The sequence below is a fragment of the Streptomyces sp. CNH287 genome, assembly GCF_000424825.1.
In genome coordinates, this window is record NZ_AUKQ01000003.1 from 159,875 (window position 1) to 176,932 (window position 17,058).

Consider the following 17,058-nt stretch of genomic DNA (forward strand, 5'->3'; position numbering starts at 1 on the left):
AGGGGCGGCATGAGCGACTGCATCGAGGTCGAGGGACTGGAGAAGGTCTTCCAGGTACGGCGCCGCGCCGGGCTGCTGCGCCGGGAGCGCCGCGAGGTGCGGGCGGTGGACGGCATCAGCTTCACCGTCCCGCGCGGCCAGATCGCCGGCTTCATCGGGCCGAACGGCGCGGGCAAGTCGACCACCATCAAGATGCTCACCGGCATCCTGACCCCCAGCAGCGGGCGGCTGCGGGTCGCCGGTATCGATCCGCCCAGGGACCGTACGGCGCTCGCGAGCCGGATCGGCGTCGTCTTCGGTCAGCGCACGACCCTGTGGTGGGACCTGCCGCTGCGCGACTCGTACGCGCTGGTGCGACGGATCTACCGGATTCCGGCGGCGCGCTACCGGGCGAACCTCGACCGCTGCGTCGAACTGCTGGACCTGGGCCCGCTGCTGGAGGTCCCCGTACGGCAGCTGTCGCTGGGCCAGCGGATGCGCGGCGACATCGCCGCCGCGCTGCTGCACGACCCCGAGGTGCTCTACCTGGACGAGCCGACGATCGGGCTCGACGTCATCAGCAAGGCGCAGGTGCGCGACTTCCTGCGCGACCTGAACGCCGAGCAGCACACCACGGTGCTGCTGACCACCCACGACCTGACCGACATCGAGCAGCTGTGCCGCCGCGTGGTGGTCATCGACCACGGGCGGCTGATGTACGACGGCTCGCTGGCGGGGCTGCACGAGGTGGGCGAGAGCGAGCGCACCCTGGTGGTGGACCTGGAGCGGGAACTGCCGCCGATCGAGGGGGTGCCGGGTGCGCGGACCGTGCGCACCGAGGGCCCGCGCCAGTGGCTCGCCTTCGCCGCCTCGGCGAGCGCCGCGCCGATCGTGGCCCGGATCGCGGCGGACTACCCGCTGGTGGACCTCTCGCTGCGGGAGCCGGACATCGAGCAGGTCATCGCCAGGATGTACGCGGAACGGTGACCGGGGGCGGCCGTCGTCGCCCGGCCGTCGTCCGGTCGTCCGGTCGCCGGGACGGGCGGGCCGTCCGGGTCACAGGTCGGCGGGTGCCGCTCCCTTGAGCGACCGCATGTCCACGGCCTGCGCCATCGCGCGGTAGCCGTTGTCGTTCGGGTGCAGGTGGTCGCCGGAGTCGTAGGCGGTGCGCAGCCGCTCCGGGTGGGCGGGGTCGCGCAGCGCGGCGTCGAAGTCGATCACCTGGTCGAAGACCTTGCCGCCGCGTATCTGCTGGTTGACCTCCTGCCGGACGGCGTCCAGCCGGGGCTGGTACCCGCGGTGCCCGCCGAAGGGGGTCAGGGTGCCGCCGAGCACCTGGAGGCCCCGCGCGTGGGCCTTCGCGACCATCTGCCGCAGGCCCTGGACGATCTTGTCGGGGTCGTGCTGGCGGGGGGCCTTGAGCATGTCGTTCAGGCCCAGCTGGATGATGACGGCCTTGGCCCCCGTACGGGAGAGCGCGTCCCGCTCCATCCGGAGCAGGCCGCTCGGGCCGTTGTTCGGGTAGTACTTGTTGCCGTCGACCAGTATCCGGTTTCCGCTGATGCCGCTGTTGAGGACGCTGTAGCGCGGTGCCTCGCGCTCGGTGCGCAGCCGCTCGGCGAGGAAGTCCGTCCAGCGGCGGTTGGCGCCCGGGCTGGAGGTGATGCCGTCGGTGAGCGAGTCGCCGATCACCACGACGGAGCCCTCGGCCTCGGTGCTCCACACATCGACGCCGGTCAGGTAGCGCCAGTAGGGGATCTGCTGGGTGAAGGCGGTGCCGGCCGCCGCCTCGGTCCGGTCGCCCTGGGCCAGGTAGCTGGTCTGGCGCGCGTAGGGGTGGTACGTCACCGGGCCGGAGGTCCGCCGGGAGTAGGTGGTGACCAGCAGGTCGGCGGCGGAGGGGACGTTGAGCCGGACGGCGTCGCTGGTGACCTTGCCGCCGGGCGGGATGGTCACCGACTGCTTGCCGCCGAAGGTCAGCGTCCGCATGCTGCCGGCCGCGGCCGTGGGATTGCTGGGCGCGGCGGCCAGCGCGAGGCTGGCGTGGCTGACGGTCAGCGGGCTGTTGCCGTAGAGGTTGGAGAGGTGGATGCGGGCCCGGGTGCCGCCGACGGAGGAGTGCACCACGTTGCGTATGGAGGTGTCGGTGATGCCGTCCTGGGTGTTCGGCTCGGCCGCGGCGGCGGCGGCGGACCACGTGCCGACCCAGGCGCCGGCGGCGGCCGGGTCGGCCGGGTCACGCGGGTCGGGCGCGGCGTTGATGTCGTCGCGCCCGCCGCCGACGCCGATGAATATCGCCGTCGAGATCAGCACCACTATGGCCGCCAGCCCGGCAAGCAGGGCATAACCCATGTTTCTGGTCATGCTCGTGATTCCCCTCGGGCGGACGGAGCCCACAGCTCCGGACAGTCGGCGGTGTCATGATCCCACGGATGGAGCAGCGCCCCGCACGCACAGACGCGAGTGGGCCGTCGATCGTTCCCTGCTCATGCGGTGCGGGGACAATGGCGTGACCGGGGGGTGGACAGGTGGAGCGGATGGAACGTACTGAATCGGGTGAAAAGCAAGCCGTCGGCGACGGGCGTGTGAGTGCACTCACAAGCGGTCCGGGTGTGTTCACCGCAGCCGACGAGGAGAAGCAGCGCGGCGTACGCGCGATGAAGGCCATCGCGACCGGCGCGCTGGCGGCGATGGCGTTGATCTTCGTCCTCGCCACCTGGGCGCGGAACTCGGGCGCGGGCGGCTGGGCGGGCTACGTGGCCGCGGCGGCCGAGGCGGGCATGGTCGGCGCGCTCGCCGACTGGTTCGCCGTCACGGCGCTCTTCCGGCGGCCGATGGGGCTGCCGATCCCGCACACGGCGATCATCCCGACGAAGAAGGACCAGCTGGGGCAGAGCCTCGGCGACTTCGTGGGGGACAACTTCCTGGCCGGCGACGTCGTACGCGGGCGGCTGCGCTCGGTGGGCATCGGCCGCAGGGTGGGCGCCTGGCTGGCCCGGCCCGAGCACGCGGACCGGGTCACCGAGGAGCTGGCGACGGCGCTGCGGGGCGCGCTCACGGTGCTCCGCGACGCCGACGTGCAGGCGGTGGTGGGCGAGGCGATCACCCGCCGGGCCGACGCGCAGGAGATCGCGCCCGGTCTGGGCACGATGCTGGAGAAGATCGTCGTCGACGGCGGCCACCGCAGGGTGGTGGACCTGGTGTGCGCACGGGCCTGCGACTGGCTGGAGGCACACGGCGACTCGGTGATGGACGCGGTGAGCGGAGGCGCGCCCGGCTGGACGCCGCGCTTCGTGGACCGCAAGATCGGTGAACGGGTCTACCGCGAACTGCTGCGCTTCGTCACGGAGATGCGGGACATGCCCGCCCACCCGGCGCGCGGTGCGGTCGACCGCTTCCTCACCGACTTCGCCCACGACCTGCGCACCGATCCCGGGACCAGGGAGCGGGTGGAGCGGCTCAAGCGGGACGTGCTGGGGCGCGGGGAGGTGCAGGAGCTGATCGCGTCCGCGTGGTCGTCCGTGCGCGGCATGATCGTCGCCGCGGCGGAGGACGAGCGGAGCGAACTGCGCGTACGGGCCCGTGCGTCGCTGCTGTCACTGGGCGCGCGGATGGCCGAGGACGGCCGCCTCCAGAGCAAGGTGGACGGGTGGATCGAGGGTGCGGCGGAGTACGTGGTGACCACCTACCGGGGCGAGATCACCTCGCTGATCGCCGACACGGTGGCGGGCTGGGACGCGGAGCACACCTCGCGGAAGATCGAGGCGCACATCGGACGGGACCTCCAGTTCATCCGGCTGAACGGCACGGTGGTGGGCGCACTGGCGGGTCTGGCGATCTACTCGGTGTCGCACCTGCTGGGTGCGTAGGGGGCGCGGCGGTTTGCCGTGACGGGCCGGGAACCGGTCCGCGGTGCCGGGCGGTGCTCCTGCCGCCGCGCCGTCCCACCAGGTGAACGGCGGGTTGTGCAGCGGCGCGTGCTCTTGGAGGATCGTCCGACTGAGCCTCGATGGCCGTCCCCATCGTGTCCACGACCTCGGGAGTGATGTTGAAGCTGCTGCGTGTGGGAACGAAGGGGGCCGAGCGTCCGGCCCTGCTCGACGGCGAGGGGACGCTGCGCGACCTGTCCGCACTGGTGCCGGACATCGACGGGGCGCTGCTTGCGGACGGCGCCGCGCTCGCCCGGATACGTACCGCGGCGGCGGGCGGGGAGCTGCCCGCGCTGGACGCGGCGGGGCTGCGTACCGGCCCGCCCGTCGCCCGGATCGGCAAGGTCGTCTGCATCGGGCTGAACTACCACGACCACGCGCGGGAGACCGGCGCCGCCGTACCGGGGGAGCCGATCCTCTTCATGAAGGCGCCGGACACGGTCGTCGGCCCGCACGATCCGGTGCTGGTGCCGCGCGGCAGCGTGAAGACGGACTGGGAGGTCGAACTGGCCGTCGTGATCGGCCGCACCGCCCGCTATCTGGAGACGGACGAGGAGGCGCTGGCCGCGGTCGCCGGATACACCGTCGCGCACGACGTCTCGGAGCGCGAGTTCCAGCTCGAGCGCGGCGGCCAGTGGGACAAGGGCAAGAACTGCGAGACCTTCAACCCGCTGGGCCCGTGGCTGGTCACCTCCGACGAGGTGCCCGACCCGCAGGCACTCGGGCTGCGGCTGTGGGTCAACGGCACGCTGCGGCAGGACGGCAGCACGGCCGAGCAGATCTTTCCGGTGGCCCGAGTGGTGCGCTATGTCAGCCAGTTCATGACGCTGTATCCGGGCGACGTGATCAACACGGGCACTCCGGCGGGCGTCGCGATGGGGCACCCGGAGCCCAAGCCGTACCTGCGGCCGGGCGACGTCGTCGAGTTGGAGATCGACGGCCTGGGCCGCCAGCGCCAGGAGCTGCGCGCCGCGTAGCGTGCGGAGGGCGTCGGCGCGACCGGGCCGGTTCGCGGCGCGGTGACGACTGCGCACTACCCCGGGGTGTTGTGGAGGGTGCAGCCCGAGGTGCGGTTGCTGCGGCTTGGAGTCGTCGTCCCGGGATGATGGGATGCGCACATGTGTGCAGGTTCCGGCGGGAGTTCGAGCTGATGACGCGATGGGTCAGGGTCGCCCGGGGTCCGTATCGGGAGTACGTCGGAGAGGTGGTCGAAGCGGCTGCGGATTCCGGGGCAGCCGGGTCCGGAGGGGGCACCGATTTCCCGGGCGAGGGCGGGAACGACGACCTGAGCGAGATATGGGCGGACGAACTGGTCCCCGTCCGTGTCGTCGGTGTGCTGACCGCACAGCCTGAGGTCGTGACCGTCGCAGATACGGATCTGCACCCTGTCGAGGACGTGATCGACGCGTTCCGGGCGTGGGTGGACGGCGATCACCTCTCCGCGGCGCGAGCCGAGGACCTGACGTTCTTCGTCGAACGCCTCGGCCTCCCCGCCGTGGACCTGGCCGCCGAGTGGGACGCGTACCGGGAGCACGAAGCGGCGGTGTGCGCCCGTGCCGAGGCCCGCCGGGCGGGTGTGCTGGCCGCGTTCGACCGGGACCTCGCCGGGCAGGGGGGTGCGGACGTGGTCCGGGCGTTGCAGCGGGATGCGGCGCGCTGGCTGCCCGACGCGACGCGTCGCGCCGTCGGCGGCCCCGCAGACTTCGAGGCCACACCCTTGGACCGCCTGTTCGAGGCCATCTTCGAAACCGAGGACCCAGGGCGCTCGGTCTGGGAACAGGCCCGCGAGCGCCGGCACTTCGCCGAACGTGCCGCGGCCGACGGCGCCTACCCGCGCTGGAAGGCGGCCCTTGCACAGCAGGAGGACCACCAGGGTCTGCGTCGGGCCGCCGCCGAGCGCGTACGGCGCGACCGGCCGGCGATCGAACGGCGTTGCCGAAACGTCTGGGGAGTGCGGCTGCCTGAATCGATCCTCCGGTTCTGGGAGTTCCTCCTTGCGCTGGGCCCGGTCGGACGTACTGCCTTCGACGAGGATCTGAACCTGCACGCGTGCGGAATCATGAGCGTCTTCGACGACCCGGCCTGGCAGCCGCCCGACGGCACGGACCCGCGGATGCACTGGCGTTACTACTGGGACCCGCCGGAGTTCGTCACCTTTCTCAACGGCTCCCACCCCGGCGACCACTACGGTCTGTGGTTCGACGACGGGCACACCTGTGCCGGAGTTCTCGGCCACAGCCCCAAGGACGATTCCGGCTTCGGCCTTCCCGCCGGGTACACACCTCTTGAGGTGGTTCGGGAGAAGATCGAGGACTTCCTCCTGAACCACGGCGGCGACGAGGACGACGGAGGAGGAGTACCTGCCCGCTACCGGGTCCAGTTGCTGCGGGAGACGCTGATGAGGTACGAGACGGGCGACCGCTTCGGTCAAGGCCGCGACTACGACCTCCCGCACCGGCGCGGCGACGACGACGGGTACGGCACCGCCGACCCGGCCCGCGTCACCACCCTCGACGGAGCGGGCGCCCTGGTCACCGGCGAGACCGTCCTCGACCGAGGGCCACAGCGCGCGAGTGAGGACCGGGCGCTGACCGACCGGATCCGCGAAGCGCTCACCACCGACGGGCCGGCCCTGGACACGCTGGTCGCGCAGGCGAAGGAGCGCTGCGACGCCGGCGACCCGGCCGAAGCGCTGGCCCTGGGCCGCGACCTGCACTTCATCAGCGACGTCAGCGGCCCGTCCGGCCGCACCCGCACCCGCACCCGCGTCCCCGAACGCGAACGCGAACGCCACGCCGCCGAACTCCTCGCCCTGGCATACCGGGCCCTCGGGCGCGACAGCCTCGCCGAACTCGCCGAACTCGACCTGCGCGAACGGAAAATCCCCTGGGCCGGGCCCGACGGAGTTCTCAGCTCCGGTCTTCGCTCCGGCGCTCTTCCGCCAGACACGGCTCAGGCCCGGCTCAGGCCCCCGGCTCCAGCGTGACCGTGCGGCCGGTGGTCGCCGAGTGGCGGGCCGCCTCCAGGACGCGCAGGGTGGCCGCCGCCTCCCGTGCCGGGACCGGCGGTGGTCCGTCGTCGCGCAGGGCGGCGGCGACGGCGGCGTAGTACGCGGGGTAGTCACCGTCGAGGGTGCGTACCGGCCGGCTGCCGTCGAGCGAGCCGAGGGTGCCCCAGGCGTCCTCGGGCTCCACGCCCCACGGCTGCCCGGCCACCGGCCGGCCGCCCGCCCGCAGCGCCGCCTCCTGGGGGTCGAGCCCATGCTTGACGTACGCGGCCTGGCTGCCCAGGACCCGGAAGCGCGGGCCGAGCTGGGCCGCCGTCGCGCTCATCCACAGGTGTGAGCGGACGCCGCTGTCGTGGGTGAGGGCCACGAAGGTGTCGTCGTCGGCGGCGGCGTCCGCGCGGCGGACGTCGGACTCCGCGTAGACGCACCGTGCCGGACCGAAGAGGGTCAGGGCCTGGTCGACGAGGTGGCTGCCCAGGTCGTAGAGGAGCCCGCCGAGTTCGGCCGGGTCGCCCGACTCGCGCCAGCCGCCCTTGAGCCGGGGCCGCCAGCGTTCGAAGCGGGACTCGAAGCGGTGCACGTCGCCGAGCGCGCCGTCGGCCAGCAGTGCGCGCAGCGTGCGGAAGTCGTTGTCCCAGCGCCGGTTCTGGAAGGCGGAGAGGAGCAGGCCGCGTGCGTCGGCGAGGGCGGCGAGCGCCTCGGCCTCGGCCGCCGTCGCGGCGAGCGGCTTGTCCACGACCACCGGGAGGCCCGCCTCCAGTGCCCGGCGGGCGAGCGCCACGTGGGTGCGGTTCGGCGCGGCGACCACGATCAGGTCGAGGGCGGCGGCGCCCGCGAACAGCTCGTCGGCCGAGGCGGCGGTACGGACGCCCGCGCCGTGTTCGGCCTCGATCCGCGCCCGGCGGCCGGGGTCGGCGGTGACCACCGTGTCGAGAGCGAGGCCGTCGGTGGCGGCGATCAGGGGCGCGTGGAAGAAGGACCCGGCCACGCCGTAGCCGATCAGACCGACGCGCAGGTCGGTGGGGGCAGCGTGCATACCGCCACCCAAGCACAACGCGCCCTGGCCGCCCGGCCGGAGGGGACGCCCAGCCGGAGGGGGCGGCGCCTTGCGCGGATGCCGCCGCGGCCGGTGCCCGCGCCGCCCCGCTGCCCGACGGCCACGTGCCCTACCACGCACGGTCAGGACCCGGACCGTCCCGCTCCTCGCGCAGCATGCGGCGGCCCCGACCGGGGTCCGGGAGGGCCGGTTACGCTGGCAGCGGCGGCCGGACCCACCGGCTGGCCCGAGCGACAGATGGCAGGAGCCGTTACGTGGCAGAGCGCAAGCCGATCGAGTCCTGGCTCACCGACATGGACGGTGTGCTGATGCACGAGGGCGTCCCCGTCCCCGGAGCCGACGCCTTCATCCGGCGGCTCAAGGAGTCGGGCCGCCCCTTCCTGGTGCTCACCAACAACTCGATGTACACCCCGCGCGACCTGCATGCCCGGCTCGCCCGGATCGGGCTGGAGGTGCCGATCGAGAACATCTGGACGTCCGCGCTGGCCACCGCCAAGTTCCTGGACGACCAGCGGCCGGGCGGCACCGCGTACGCCATCGGCGAGGCGGGGCTGACCACGGCGCTGCACGACATCGGGTACGTGCTCACCGACCACGCGCCCGACTACGTGGTGTTGGGCGAGACCCGCACTTACAGCTTCGAGTCGCTGACCAAGGCGATCCGGCTGATCAACGACGGCTCGCGCTTCATCGCCACCAACCCGGACGAGTCCGGGCCGTCCGCCGAGGGCGCGCTGCCCGCCACCGGCTCGGTCGCCGCGCTGATCACCAAGGCGACCGGGAGCGAGCCGTACTTCGTCGGCAAGCCCAATCCGCTGATGATGCGCGCGGGTCTGAACGTCATCGGCGCGCACTCGGAGACCAGCGCCATGATCGGCGACCGGATGGACACGGACGTCCTGGCCGGGCTGGAGGCCGGGATGGAGACCTTCCTGGTGCTGACCGGCCTCACCCGTCCCGAGGAGGTCGACCGGCACCCCTTCCGGCCCTCGTCGGTGGTCGACTCGATCGCCGACCTGGTGGACCGCGTCTGAGGCCTGGGCCGCAGCCTCCGCCCGGCAGGGCCCGCCCGCTTTCGCGGCGGGACCCTGCCGGGCAGGCGGGCCGACAGGCCCGGGGGGATCAGCGGGTCAGCAGGTGAGGCCCGAGCCCGGTGCCGTGCCGATGATCCCCGTGATGCGCTCGTAGCGGGCGACCCGTGCCGCCACCGACTCGGGGTTGCCGCCGTCGCACTCCAGGGCGCCGTTGAGGGAGCGGATGGTCTCGCCGAAGCCCGCTCCGCCCACCATGGCCTCGTGCGAGGTCATGGTGCCGGGGCCGTTCTGCGTGTTCCAGTACCACAGGGCCGTCTGCCAGGCCACGGACGGATCGCGCTCGACGAGCCAGGGGTCGTTGAGCAGGTCCAGGCCGAGCGCGTCACCAGCGGTCTTGTAGTTGAAGTTCCAGCTGAACATGATCGGTCCGCGCCCGTAGTACGCCTTCTGGCCCGCCGGGCATCCGTAGGGCTGGCTGTAGTCGCACTTGCGCCAGTAGTTCTCCTCGTTGATCTCCTTGACGTACTGGAGGCCGACCGACTCGAAGTCCGCGTGCGTCAGGAAGGCCGCCGCCTCGCGGGCCCGCGTCTGCGGTGTGCCGGTGTTGGCGAACCCCGGGTAGCTGTGCAGGGCGTCGATCAGCCCCTGGTAGGTGTAGAAGGGGTTGCGGTTCGGGAAGATCTCCTCGAACTGCGCCTCGCTGATGACGAAGTCCGACTCCCCTCCCGTGCACGCCTGCCGGTCCGACCAGGCGGAGGTGGAGCCCGGGGCCTCGTTCCGCGTCCACCACTTGGCGCTCCAGTTGCGCCCGTGGTGGGAGACCGTCTCACCGGCCGTGTACGTGCTGGTGGAACTCCACAGCGGCGCGCACGCGGGCGCGGCGGAGCCTTCGGCGGCGGCGCCGGCCTGGGGGAGGAAGACGGTCATGGCGAGGACGGCGCTCAGGACGGTCACGAATCTCTTGATGCGTTTCAGCGCTGCTCACTCCTTCGGTGCGGCGCGCCGAAAACCTCGGCAGGCCGACGTGGCGTGCGAACACTGAAGCCGAATGGTCTGGACCTGTCAATGTGCGGAGCGCGCCGCGACAAGGGGGTGCCGCCGCAGCCTGAATGGCGCAGCCGGGCGTGCGCGGCGGTCTCCCAGGGGGGATGTTCGGGAGCAGCGACCCGGAGGTTCCCATGGCCCGGACACCACTTCACCACGCCCGACGGCGTCCCCTGACCGCCGGCGGGCTGACGGCCGCCGTGCTGGCCGTGTGCACGGCGGCGTTCGGCGCGCTGCCGGCCGCCGCGGCGCCCGGCCCCGGCTCCGTCCCCGCCGCGCCCGTACCGGCCGCAGTCGCGGGCCCCGAGGGTGACGAACCGGGGGGCGACGATCCTGGAGGCGGCGACCCTGGCGGCGGCCGGGTCGAGGTGACGCCCCGCCAGGCCAAGCCCGGTGACTGGGTCGACCTGCGCGTCGACTTCTGCGCCGACGACGAGAGCGCCCTCGCCGCCTCCGACGCCTTCGTACGGGACGTCACGCTCGAACCGGCCGCCGACGACGCGCTCGTGGGCACCGCCCGCATCCGCCCCCGCGCCAAGCCCGGCGCGTACGAGATCACCGTCGACTGCCAGGTCGTGATCGACACCGGCGGCGGCGAGGGCACCGTCACCGTGGTCGGCGGCGGCGGTCACCACGAGCCGGCCGTTCCCACAGCGGCCCCCTCCGCCCCCGCGTCCCCCGTGGCGCCCGTACGCGCGGGCGGCGGCGGCACGGCCGGGGACGCCGACGGCACGGGCGGGGCGTCGCGCACCGCGGGGCTCGCCCTGACGGGCGGTGCCCTGGTCCTGGGCGCCGTGGCGTTCACGGTGCGGCGCAGGCGTGCGGCGGACCCGACCGGGCGCTGAGCCGCCGTGGCCGGGGACGAGGGAGTACGGCGCGGGCTGCGCGGCCGGGCCCTGAGCGGCGTGGTCTGGGCCGCGCTGCTGCTGGGGCTGTGGCTGTGGGCACGGGACATCACCGAGGGCGTGACCGGCGGCTTCTCCCTGGGCGAGGCCCCGGCGGCAGGCCGCCCCTCAGGCGACGGGCCGCCGATGCCCGCCGCGCACGACCCGGTGGACGGCACGGCCCGGCCGGTGCAGTTGGACGTGGCCGGTCTCGGCATCCACGCCCGCCTCGTCCCGCGCCCGCTGGACCGGGGCGGTGCCGTCACGGCGCCGCCGTATGCGACCCCCGGCGTGGCGGGCTGGTACCGCGACGGGCCGACGGCGGGCGAGGAGGGGGTAGCCGTGCTGGTCGGTCACGTCGACACCGACCGGAAGCCCGCGGTCTTCTATCCGCTCAGCAGCGCGCGGCCCGGCAGCAGGGTCGAGGTCACCCGGGGGGACGGGCTGGTGGCCGAGTTCACCGTGGAGTCGACGGAGGTGGTCGGCCGGGCGGAGTTCGACGCGGCCGAGGTCTACGGCCCGCGCGAGGAGGGCCGGGCCGAACTGCGACTGCTCACCTGCGGCGGCTCCTTCGACCGGGAGGCGCGCGCGTACACCTCCAACGTGGTGGTCTCCGCCTACCTCACCGGAACCCGACGCGTATGAGCCGCGGCCGCACACCTCCACCGGGGCGGCCCGCGAACGGAGCAACTCCGCCGCCCCACGGTTGCGGGCGCCCGGAGCGCCTGTGCAACGATGTTGGCCAGGACCGGTCCCTGGTCGTCTCCGAAGGGTCGTGGATGTACGGCACACACGCGGGCCGCGCGCGACGAGGCGCACGGGCCCGGCTGGCCGCCGCCGGCGCGGCGCTGGGCACGGCGCTCCTCGCGGGCTGCACCTCCGACGCGGACTCCGCCGACGAGGACCCGGCCGAGGACGGCAGCGCCAAGCAGCGTCCCACCTCGCAGGCGCCGTACTGGGTCAACCCGGACGGCAAGGCCGCCGAACAGGTGGCCGATTACCGCGCGGAGGGCAAGGACAAGCAGGCCGGGCTGATCGAGAAGATCGCCGCGCAGCCGGTGGCCGAGTGGATCATCGGGGACCCGCAGAGCGAAACCCGCCGGATCACCCTCGCCGCCGAGAAGGCCGGCCGCAGCGCCCTGCTGGTCCTCTACAATCTGCCCCACCGCGACTGCGGGCAGTACTCACAGGGCGGCTCGGGCAGTGCCCAGGAGTACCGCGACTGGCTGGGCCAGGTCGTGGCCGGCATCGGCGACCGCAAGGCCACCGTGATCGTGGAGCCGGACGCACTGCCCCACCTGCTGGAGGAGGGCTGCACCCCGCAGGAGTTCCACGACGAGCGCTACGCGCTGCTCGACGAGGCCGTCCAGAAGCTCACCGCGCTGCCGCACACCAAGGTCTACCTGGACGCGGGCAACCCGGACTGGGTCCGGGACGCGGGCGGCCTGGTCGAGCCGCTGCGCCGGGCGGGCATCGACGCGGCCGACGGCTTCGCGCTGAACGTCTCCAACTACCAGACGACCGAGTCGAACGTCGCCTACGGGAACAAGCTGTCGGCCATGGTCGGCGACAAGCCGTTCGTCGTGGACACCAGCCGCAACGGCAGGGGCCCGGCCAAGGGCCATGACGAGGAGTCCTGGTGCAACCCGCCCGGCCGCGGGCTGGGCGAGGAGCCCACGACGAGGACGGGCGAGGAGCGGGTGGACGCCTTCTTGTGGATCAAGCGGCCCGGGGAGTCGGACGGCGCGTGCAAGGGCGGCCCGGAGGCCGGTGACTGGTACCCGGAGTACGCGCTGGACCTGGCGCGGAACGCGGGCGGCTGACCGCGCTCCGAGCCCGTCGTACGCGCGGTGCCCCGGCGCCGTCAGTCCCCCGGCGGCGTCGGGGGCATCTCGGGCATCGTGGTGTGCGACTCGGCCGTGCGGTCGACCGGCACCTTCACCCAGACCGCCTCCGAGGGCACCCCCTCGCCGTCCACCGCGTTGACCATGTACCAGCCCGGCGGCACGAGCGAGGGGTCGTCCGGGATGGCCACCTTGACCCCGTCCGCCGTCTTCTCGTAGTCGAGCGCGAGGGAGCGCTGCTCGACGTTGGTGACGTGGGTGAAGGAGCCGGGCCGGATCAGCCGCATCTTCTTGACGGCGTCCGCGTCCTTGGTGCGGAAGGCCACGGACTCGCCCAGCTCCACCGTACGGCGCGGCTTGCCGGTGTCCTTCAGTTCGGGGCGCTCACCGTCCTGGTGGAGGTAGGGCGGGGTATAGATCTCGATGCGCTGGTCGAACTTGCCGGGCTTGGTGTCGGCGTCGTCGGAGAAGAGCGAGTCGGAGCCGAAGGTCATCACCCGGCCGTCCGGCAGCAACAGCCCGCCGGAGTGGTAGTTGCGGCCCACCAGCGGGTCGGCGACCTCCTTGAACTCGTTCTTCGCCGGGTCGTAGAGCGCCGCCTTCAGGACGTTGCTGCCGCTGCGGCCCCGGTACTCCCCCGAGCCGTTGGTGGTCAGCACCGTGTCGTCGGGCAGGATCACGCTGCTCGGGTAGCGTGCCTCGGCGTAGAGATCGGGTCCGTCCGTGAAGCGGGGGTGCTCCTCGCTCAGGTCGGCGATCCTGGTCTTCGCCGTCGACTTCGGGCTCTCGCCGACCCCGCCGCCGCCGAGCACCATGTACCGCTGGTCCTGGGCGGGCGGCAGCAGCACGGACATGGAGGTCTCCAGGATGCCCGCGTCACTCATGCCGGGCACCTCGGTGAACTTGTTGCTCTCCAGGTCCCACACTCCCGGGACCCGGCCCTTGTCGTCGGGTCCGTAGCCGGCGTTGGAGCCGGTGTAGAAGACCTTGCCGTCCCGGGCGAGGAAGAGCGCGGGGTAGGTGGGGAAGAAGCGTGTCTTGGGGAGGTAGCCCCACTTCTTCGTCTTCGGGTCGTAGATCTCGTTCTTGCCGGGGACGACCTGGCCGATCTCGTCCAGGCCGGAGACCGAGAGGACCGAGCCGTCCTCCAGAGTGGTCAGTGTCGGGTACCAGCGGGCCTCGCCCATCGGGTCGACGGTGATGTAGCGCTCGGCCACCGGGTCGAACTCGTAGGCGTCCTTGATGCCCTGGAAGTCCTTCTTGTCGAAGGAGAGCTTCTGGGCGATGCCGTAGACGTTCTCCTTGTCCCCGGCGCCCAGGCCCTGGATGCGGTACTGGTCCTGGGTGCCCGTCTGGTACTGCTTGCCCTTCTTCGGCGCCTCGACGTACACGCGCGCGCTGCTGGGCTCGACGGTCATCTTCCCGGTGTCCGGGTCCTTCACCTTCTTGGCGCGCGGGACGAGCAGGTTGCTGTGCGCGGTGAACGTCTTGCCGTTCTCCCGGCCGGTGAAGCGGGTGCCCTTCTTCAGGGTCTTTGCCTTGTCCGGGTTCTCGTTGTAGACGATCATCAGGCCACCGGCCTTCTCGACGTCGCCCTCCAGCGTCTCGTAGCGCTGGGTACCGCCCGCCACCAGCAGGTTTCCGTCCGGCAGCTGGGCGTGTCCGGCGCAGAAGAGGTCGGCGGGGGTGTCGATGTTCTTGAAGCTGTTCTTGACCGGGTCCCACAGGACGGTACGGAAGGTGCCCGCGTCGAACAGCTTCGAGTCGTTCCCGGAACCGGCCACCAGCAGCACCTTGCCGGTCTGCAGCAGCGCGGCGTGGATCGTGTTGATCTTGAACTCGTCGGGCACGTCCACCACGTCCCAGTGCCCGTTCACCGCCTTGTACCCGGGCTTGTTGATCTTGTAGTGGTGATACTTGTCCGAGGCGAAGTTGTAGAGCGCGGGACCGTTGAAACCCGCCAGCACGAACGCCGCCGCCGCACCGATCGCCAGGCGGCGGGTACGGCGGCTCGGGCGGTAGTTCATTTCTCACGTCCCCCAAGGGTGATGTGCAGGGTCTGTTCGGGGGCGGCGGGCCGGGGCGCGGGGTCCGGGGCGGCGCCCGGTGCCGGAGGTCCGCCGCCGGCCGGCGGTCCCTGGCCGTCCCGGACCGCGTTCCGGTCCGCGCCCCGGCCGCGGGGCCACCCGTGTTTGCGACCATGTTTGCGCTTCTTCTGCTCGGTACGGAGCGTGACGCGCCAGCCGATGATCGGAGCTGCGGTGATCAGCAGTGCCAGTGCGGCCCAGGTGAGCATCGCCGGGTGGTCGTGGCCGAGGGAGAACGAGCCGCCCAGCGAGCCGCCGAAGACGGCGATGAAGAAGAGATGCACGCGGAAGGTGCCGAAGAGGGTGTCGGGGCTGGCCGAGTCACCCTTGGGAGTGACCACGAACGTGCTCTTGCGGCGCAGCACCGTGTCGAAGAGCGAGCGCGCGTAGATCGGTGCGGACAGGGCCGACATCAGCATCCCGGCCAGTCCGCCGGACCCCTCGGGCTCGTGCGGGGAGACGTTGTGCCGCCGGTTCCAGATGTAGAGGCCGATCTGGAGCGCGGTGGCGTTGCCGTAGAGCATCATCCAGACGGCCGGGTCGATCTGCACGCCGGAGGCGCCCATGCCCAGGAAGAGCGCGCAGCTGAGGGCAGCCAGAATCCAGTTCATGGCGGAGATCGGGTAGAAGATCATCAGCATGGTGTAGTTGAAGAGCTTCCCCGGGCCCAGCGTGGTGACGCCGCGCCAGTACTGCTTGAAGATCGTCTCGTAGGTGCCCCGTGACCAGCGCAGCTGCTGGGTGAAGAAGTCCGTCCAGGCGTTCGGGCCCTCGCCGACGGCGAGCACGTCGGGGGTGTAGACCGAGCGCCACCGGTTGCCGGTCCCCGGGTTCCGGGCCCGGTGCATCTCGAAGCCGGTGGCCATGTCCTCGGTGATCGAGTCGTAGAGGCCGCCGATGCCCTTGAGCGCGGAGATCCGCACGGCGTTGCTGGTGCCGACGAACATCGGCGCCTCGTAGTGGTTCCCGGCGCGTTGGATGAGGGCGTGGAAGAGGAACTGCTGGCTCTCGGCGGCCTTGGTGACGAAGTTGTCGTAGTTGCCGTAGACCTGGGGGCCGATGACGAAGCCGACGTCCGGGTCGCGGAAGTAGCCGAGCATCCGCTCCAGGTAGTTGGGCAGCGGCACGTGGTCGGTGTCGACGGAGGCGAAGTAGTCGTACGCGTCGCCGTGCGCGTCCAGCCAGGCGTTGTAGTTGCCGTGCTTGGTCTTCGCGCGGTGCGGCCCCCTCTCCTGGTTCCAGCGGGCGACGCCCTTGCGGCTGAAGTGGCGTACGCCCAGTCGGCGGCAGACCTCCTTGACCGCAAGATCGTCCCCCTCGTCCAGCAGCCAGACGTGCATCAGCCCGCGGTGCCGGATGCGTACGGCCGCCTCCAGGGTCCTGGTGACCATCTCCAGCGGCTCCTTGCCGGGTACGAAGGAGGTCAGGAAGGCGACCTTGGTGCCGGGCTCGGGGACCACCGGGACCGGGTCGCGTGCGACGAGGGTGGCGTGCGCGTTGGAGATCACGTTCATCGTGCGGAACAGCTCGATCAGGCCGATCGCGACCAGCATCACGATGTCGAGCTTGAGCACCAGGCCCGAGACCTCGCCCCCGTCCCGGTCCGTCCAGTGCCGCGGCTGCATCAGCCAGATCAGCAGGCCCGCCGACAGCAGCGGGGCGAGGCACAGGAGGACGGCGGCGCGGATGCGGTGCGGCTCGTCGGCCAGCAGGCTGCGGTACCGCACCCGGTAGGGCTCACCCGCCGGGGGCTGGGTGAGCGGGCCGGCGAGGCGGCTGTAGTGCTCGTAGTCGTAGCGGGGGAGGGCCTTGCGCGTCCGGCCGGGCGGCGTCCGGCCGTGTGCCGCCTGGCCGTCCGACGCCGCGCCGCCCGTGCGCAGGTGGCGCGGCAGCCGCAGCCGGGTGGTCTGCGACGGGTCGCCCGCGGAGTGCGGTGGCGGCCCGGCTTCCTCGGTCGTCGACGTCATGAATCCTTCCCCCTGTACACGGCGCTGCGCGTCGTGGCTCGCGCCCGCTTCTCCGGTCCCTCTCACACGGGCGAGGCGGCTGCCGGTTTCGGGCCGCCGATCGCGGAGAAGGTGTTCCGATTCCATGCCGCGTGGGGTCAATCGCACTGGTGAGAGGCGCTGCTTGAGGTGGGGCTGCACATTCCGGTTGACCGCTCTCCCGCGCGCTGACTTTACGGCAGGCTGT

General features: G+C 72.1%; 13 protein-coding genes. 8 read left to right on the forward strand and 5 right to left on the reverse strand.

Annotated elements, in window-relative coordinates:
* The first annotated feature begins 9 nt into the window (after positions 1–9).
* On the forward strand, positions 10–966 hold the full coding sequence (locus H299_RS0100675) for an ATP-binding cassette domain-containing protein (RefSeq protein WP_027746837.1): 957 nt from the start codon (positions 10–12) through the stop codon (positions 964–966).
* 69 nt (positions 967–1,035) lie between these two features.
* Here H299_RS0100675 and H299_RS0100680 read toward each other — a convergent pair whose 3' ends face one another.
* Positions 1,036–2,343 (reverse strand): SGNH/GDSL hydrolase family protein, encoded by a 1,308-nt coding sequence (locus H299_RS0100680; RefSeq protein WP_486587102.1) that lies wholly within the window; start codon positions 2,341–2,343, stop codon positions 1,036–1,038.
* Positions 2,344–2,516: 173 nt separating this feature from the next.
* Between H299_RS0100680 and H299_RS0100685 the strand changes: the two genes are divergently transcribed.
* The 3 genes from H299_RS0100685 to H299_RS0100695 all read left to right on the forward strand — a co-directional run bounded on the left by H299_RS0100685 (position 2,517) and on the right by H299_RS0100695 (position 6,894).
* On the forward strand, positions 2,517–3,848 hold the full coding sequence (locus H299_RS0100685; protein WP_051261986.1) for a DUF445 domain-containing protein: 1,332 nt from the start codon (positions 2,517–2,519) through the stop codon (positions 3,846–3,848).
* A gap of 179 nt (positions 3,849–4,027) precedes the next feature.
* On the forward strand, positions 4,028–4,885 hold the full coding sequence (locus tag H299_RS0100690; protein ID WP_027746840.1) for a fumarylacetoacetate hydrolase family protein: 858 nt from the start codon (positions 4,028–4,030) through the stop codon (positions 4,883–4,885).
* 173 nt (positions 4,886–5,058) lie between these two features.
* Positions 5,059–6,894 carry an ADP-ribosylation family protein gene (locus tag H299_RS0100695; RefSeq protein ID WP_158692245.1) on the forward strand — a complete coding sequence of 612 codons (1,836 nt, stop codon included), beginning with the start codon at positions 5,059–5,061 and terminating at the stop codon, positions 6,892–6,894.
* Here H299_RS0100695 and H299_RS0100700 read toward each other — a convergent pair.
* Positions 6,872–7,951 (reverse strand): Gfo/Idh/MocA family oxidoreductase, encoded by a 1,080-nt coding sequence (locus H299_RS0100700; protein WP_027746842.1) that lies wholly within the window; start codon positions 7,949–7,951, stop codon positions 6,872–6,874. The two genes, H299_RS0100695 and H299_RS0100700, sit on opposite strands and share 23 nt — an antisense overlap.
* Before the next feature lie 275 nt (positions 7,952–8,226).
* On the opposite strand from H299_RS0100700, the gene H299_RS0100705 reads away from it, so the two are divergent.
* A complete protein-coding gene (locus H299_RS0100705) occupies positions 8,227–9,006 on the forward strand; it encodes an HAD-IIA family hydrolase (protein WP_027746843.1) in 780 nt (259 codons plus the stop codon).
* A 96-nt stretch (positions 9,007–9,102) separates the two neighbouring features.
* On the opposite strand, the gene H299_RS0100710 is transcribed toward H299_RS0100705, so the two are convergent.
* Positions 9,103–9,933, reverse strand: coding sequence for a glycoside hydrolase family 19 protein (locus H299_RS0100710; RefSeq protein ID WP_051262060.1), 831 nt, complete (start codon positions 9,931–9,933; stop codon positions 9,103–9,105).
* 251 nt (positions 9,934–10,184) lie between these two features.
* On the opposite strand from H299_RS0100710, the gene H299_RS0100715 reads away from it, so the two are divergent.
* From H299_RS0100715 to H299_RS0100725, 3 genes are all read left to right on the forward strand, one after another.
* The gene (locus tag H299_RS0100715) at positions 10,185–10,895 is read left to right on the forward strand and encodes a hypothetical protein (RefSeq protein ID WP_051261987.1); all 711 of its coding nucleotides are present in this window, start codon (positions 10,185–10,187) and stop codon (positions 10,893–10,895) included.
* 6 nt (positions 10,896–10,901) lie between these two features.
* Entirely contained in the window at positions 10,902–11,579 is a 678-nt protein-coding gene (locus H299_RS0100720) for a class F sortase (RefSeq protein WP_051261988.1), read from the forward strand.
* 134 nt (positions 11,580–11,713) lie between these two features.
* A complete protein-coding gene (locus H299_RS0100725; protein WP_027746847.1) occupies positions 11,714–12,757 on the forward strand; it encodes a glycoside hydrolase family 6 protein in 1,044 nt (347 codons plus the stop codon).
* A 41-nt stretch (positions 12,758–12,798) separates the two neighbouring features.
* Here H299_RS0100725 and glxA read toward each other — a convergent pair whose 3' ends face one another.
* Together glxA and H299_RS0100735 are read right to left on the reverse strand one after the other, a co-directional pair.
* Positions 12,799–14,805 carry a radical copper oxidase GlxA gene (gene glxA / locus H299_RS0100730; RefSeq protein WP_027746848.1) on the reverse strand — a complete coding sequence of 669 codons (2,007 nt, stop codon included), beginning with the start codon at positions 14,803–14,805 and terminating at the stop codon, positions 12,799–12,801.
* Positions 14,802–16,832, reverse strand: coding sequence for a glycosyltransferase family 2 protein (locus H299_RS0100735; protein ID WP_027746849.1), 2,031 nt, complete (start codon positions 16,830–16,832; stop codon positions 14,802–14,804). Before H299_RS0100735 ends, glxA begins: the two co-directional genes overlap by 4 nt.
* Between the last annotated feature and the right edge of the window lie 226 nt (positions 16,833–17,058).

What these genes read in the sequence shown, in the direction of transcription:
- H299_RS0100675 (WP_027746837.1), top strand. Translation starts at nt 10, where the DNA reads ATGAGCGACTGCATCGAGGTCGAGGGACTGGAGAAGGTCTTCCAGGTA.
- H299_RS0100680 (WP_486587102.1), bottom strand. Translation starts at nt 2,343, where the DNA reads ATGACCAGAAACATGGGTTATGCCCTGCTTGCCGGGCTGGCGGCCATA.
- H299_RS0100685 (WP_051261986.1), top strand. Translation starts at nt 2,517, where the DNA reads ATGGAACGTACTGAATCGGGTGAAAAGCAAGCCGTCGGCGACGGGCGT.
- H299_RS0100695 (WP_158692245.1), top strand. Translation starts at nt 5,059, where the DNA reads ATGACGCGATGGGTCAGGGTCGCCCGGGGTCCGTATCGGGAGTACGTC.
- H299_RS0100700 (WP_027746842.1), bottom strand. Translation starts at nt 7,951, where the DNA reads ATGCACGCTGCCCCCACCGACCTGCGCGTCGGTCTGATCGGCTACGGC.
- H299_RS0100710 (WP_051262060.1), bottom strand. Translation starts at nt 9,933, where the DNA reads ATGACCGTCTTCCTCCCCCAGGCCGGCGCCGCCGCCGAAGGCTCCGCC.
- H299_RS0100715 (WP_051261987.1), top strand. Translation starts at nt 10,185, where the DNA reads ATGGCCCGGACACCACTTCACCACGCCCGACGGCGTCCCCTGACCGCC.
- H299_RS0100725 (WP_027746847.1), top strand. Translation starts at nt 11,714, where the DNA reads ATGTACGGCACACACGCGGGCCGCGCGCGACGAGGCGCACGGGCCCGG.
- glxA (WP_027746848.1), bottom strand. Translation starts at nt 14,805, where the DNA reads ATGAACTACCGCCCGAGCCGCCGTACCCGCCGCCTGGCGATCGGTGCG.
- H299_RS0100735 (WP_027746849.1), bottom strand. Translation starts at nt 16,832, where the DNA reads ATGACGTCGACGACCGAGGAAGCCGGGCCGCCACCGCACTCCGCGGGC.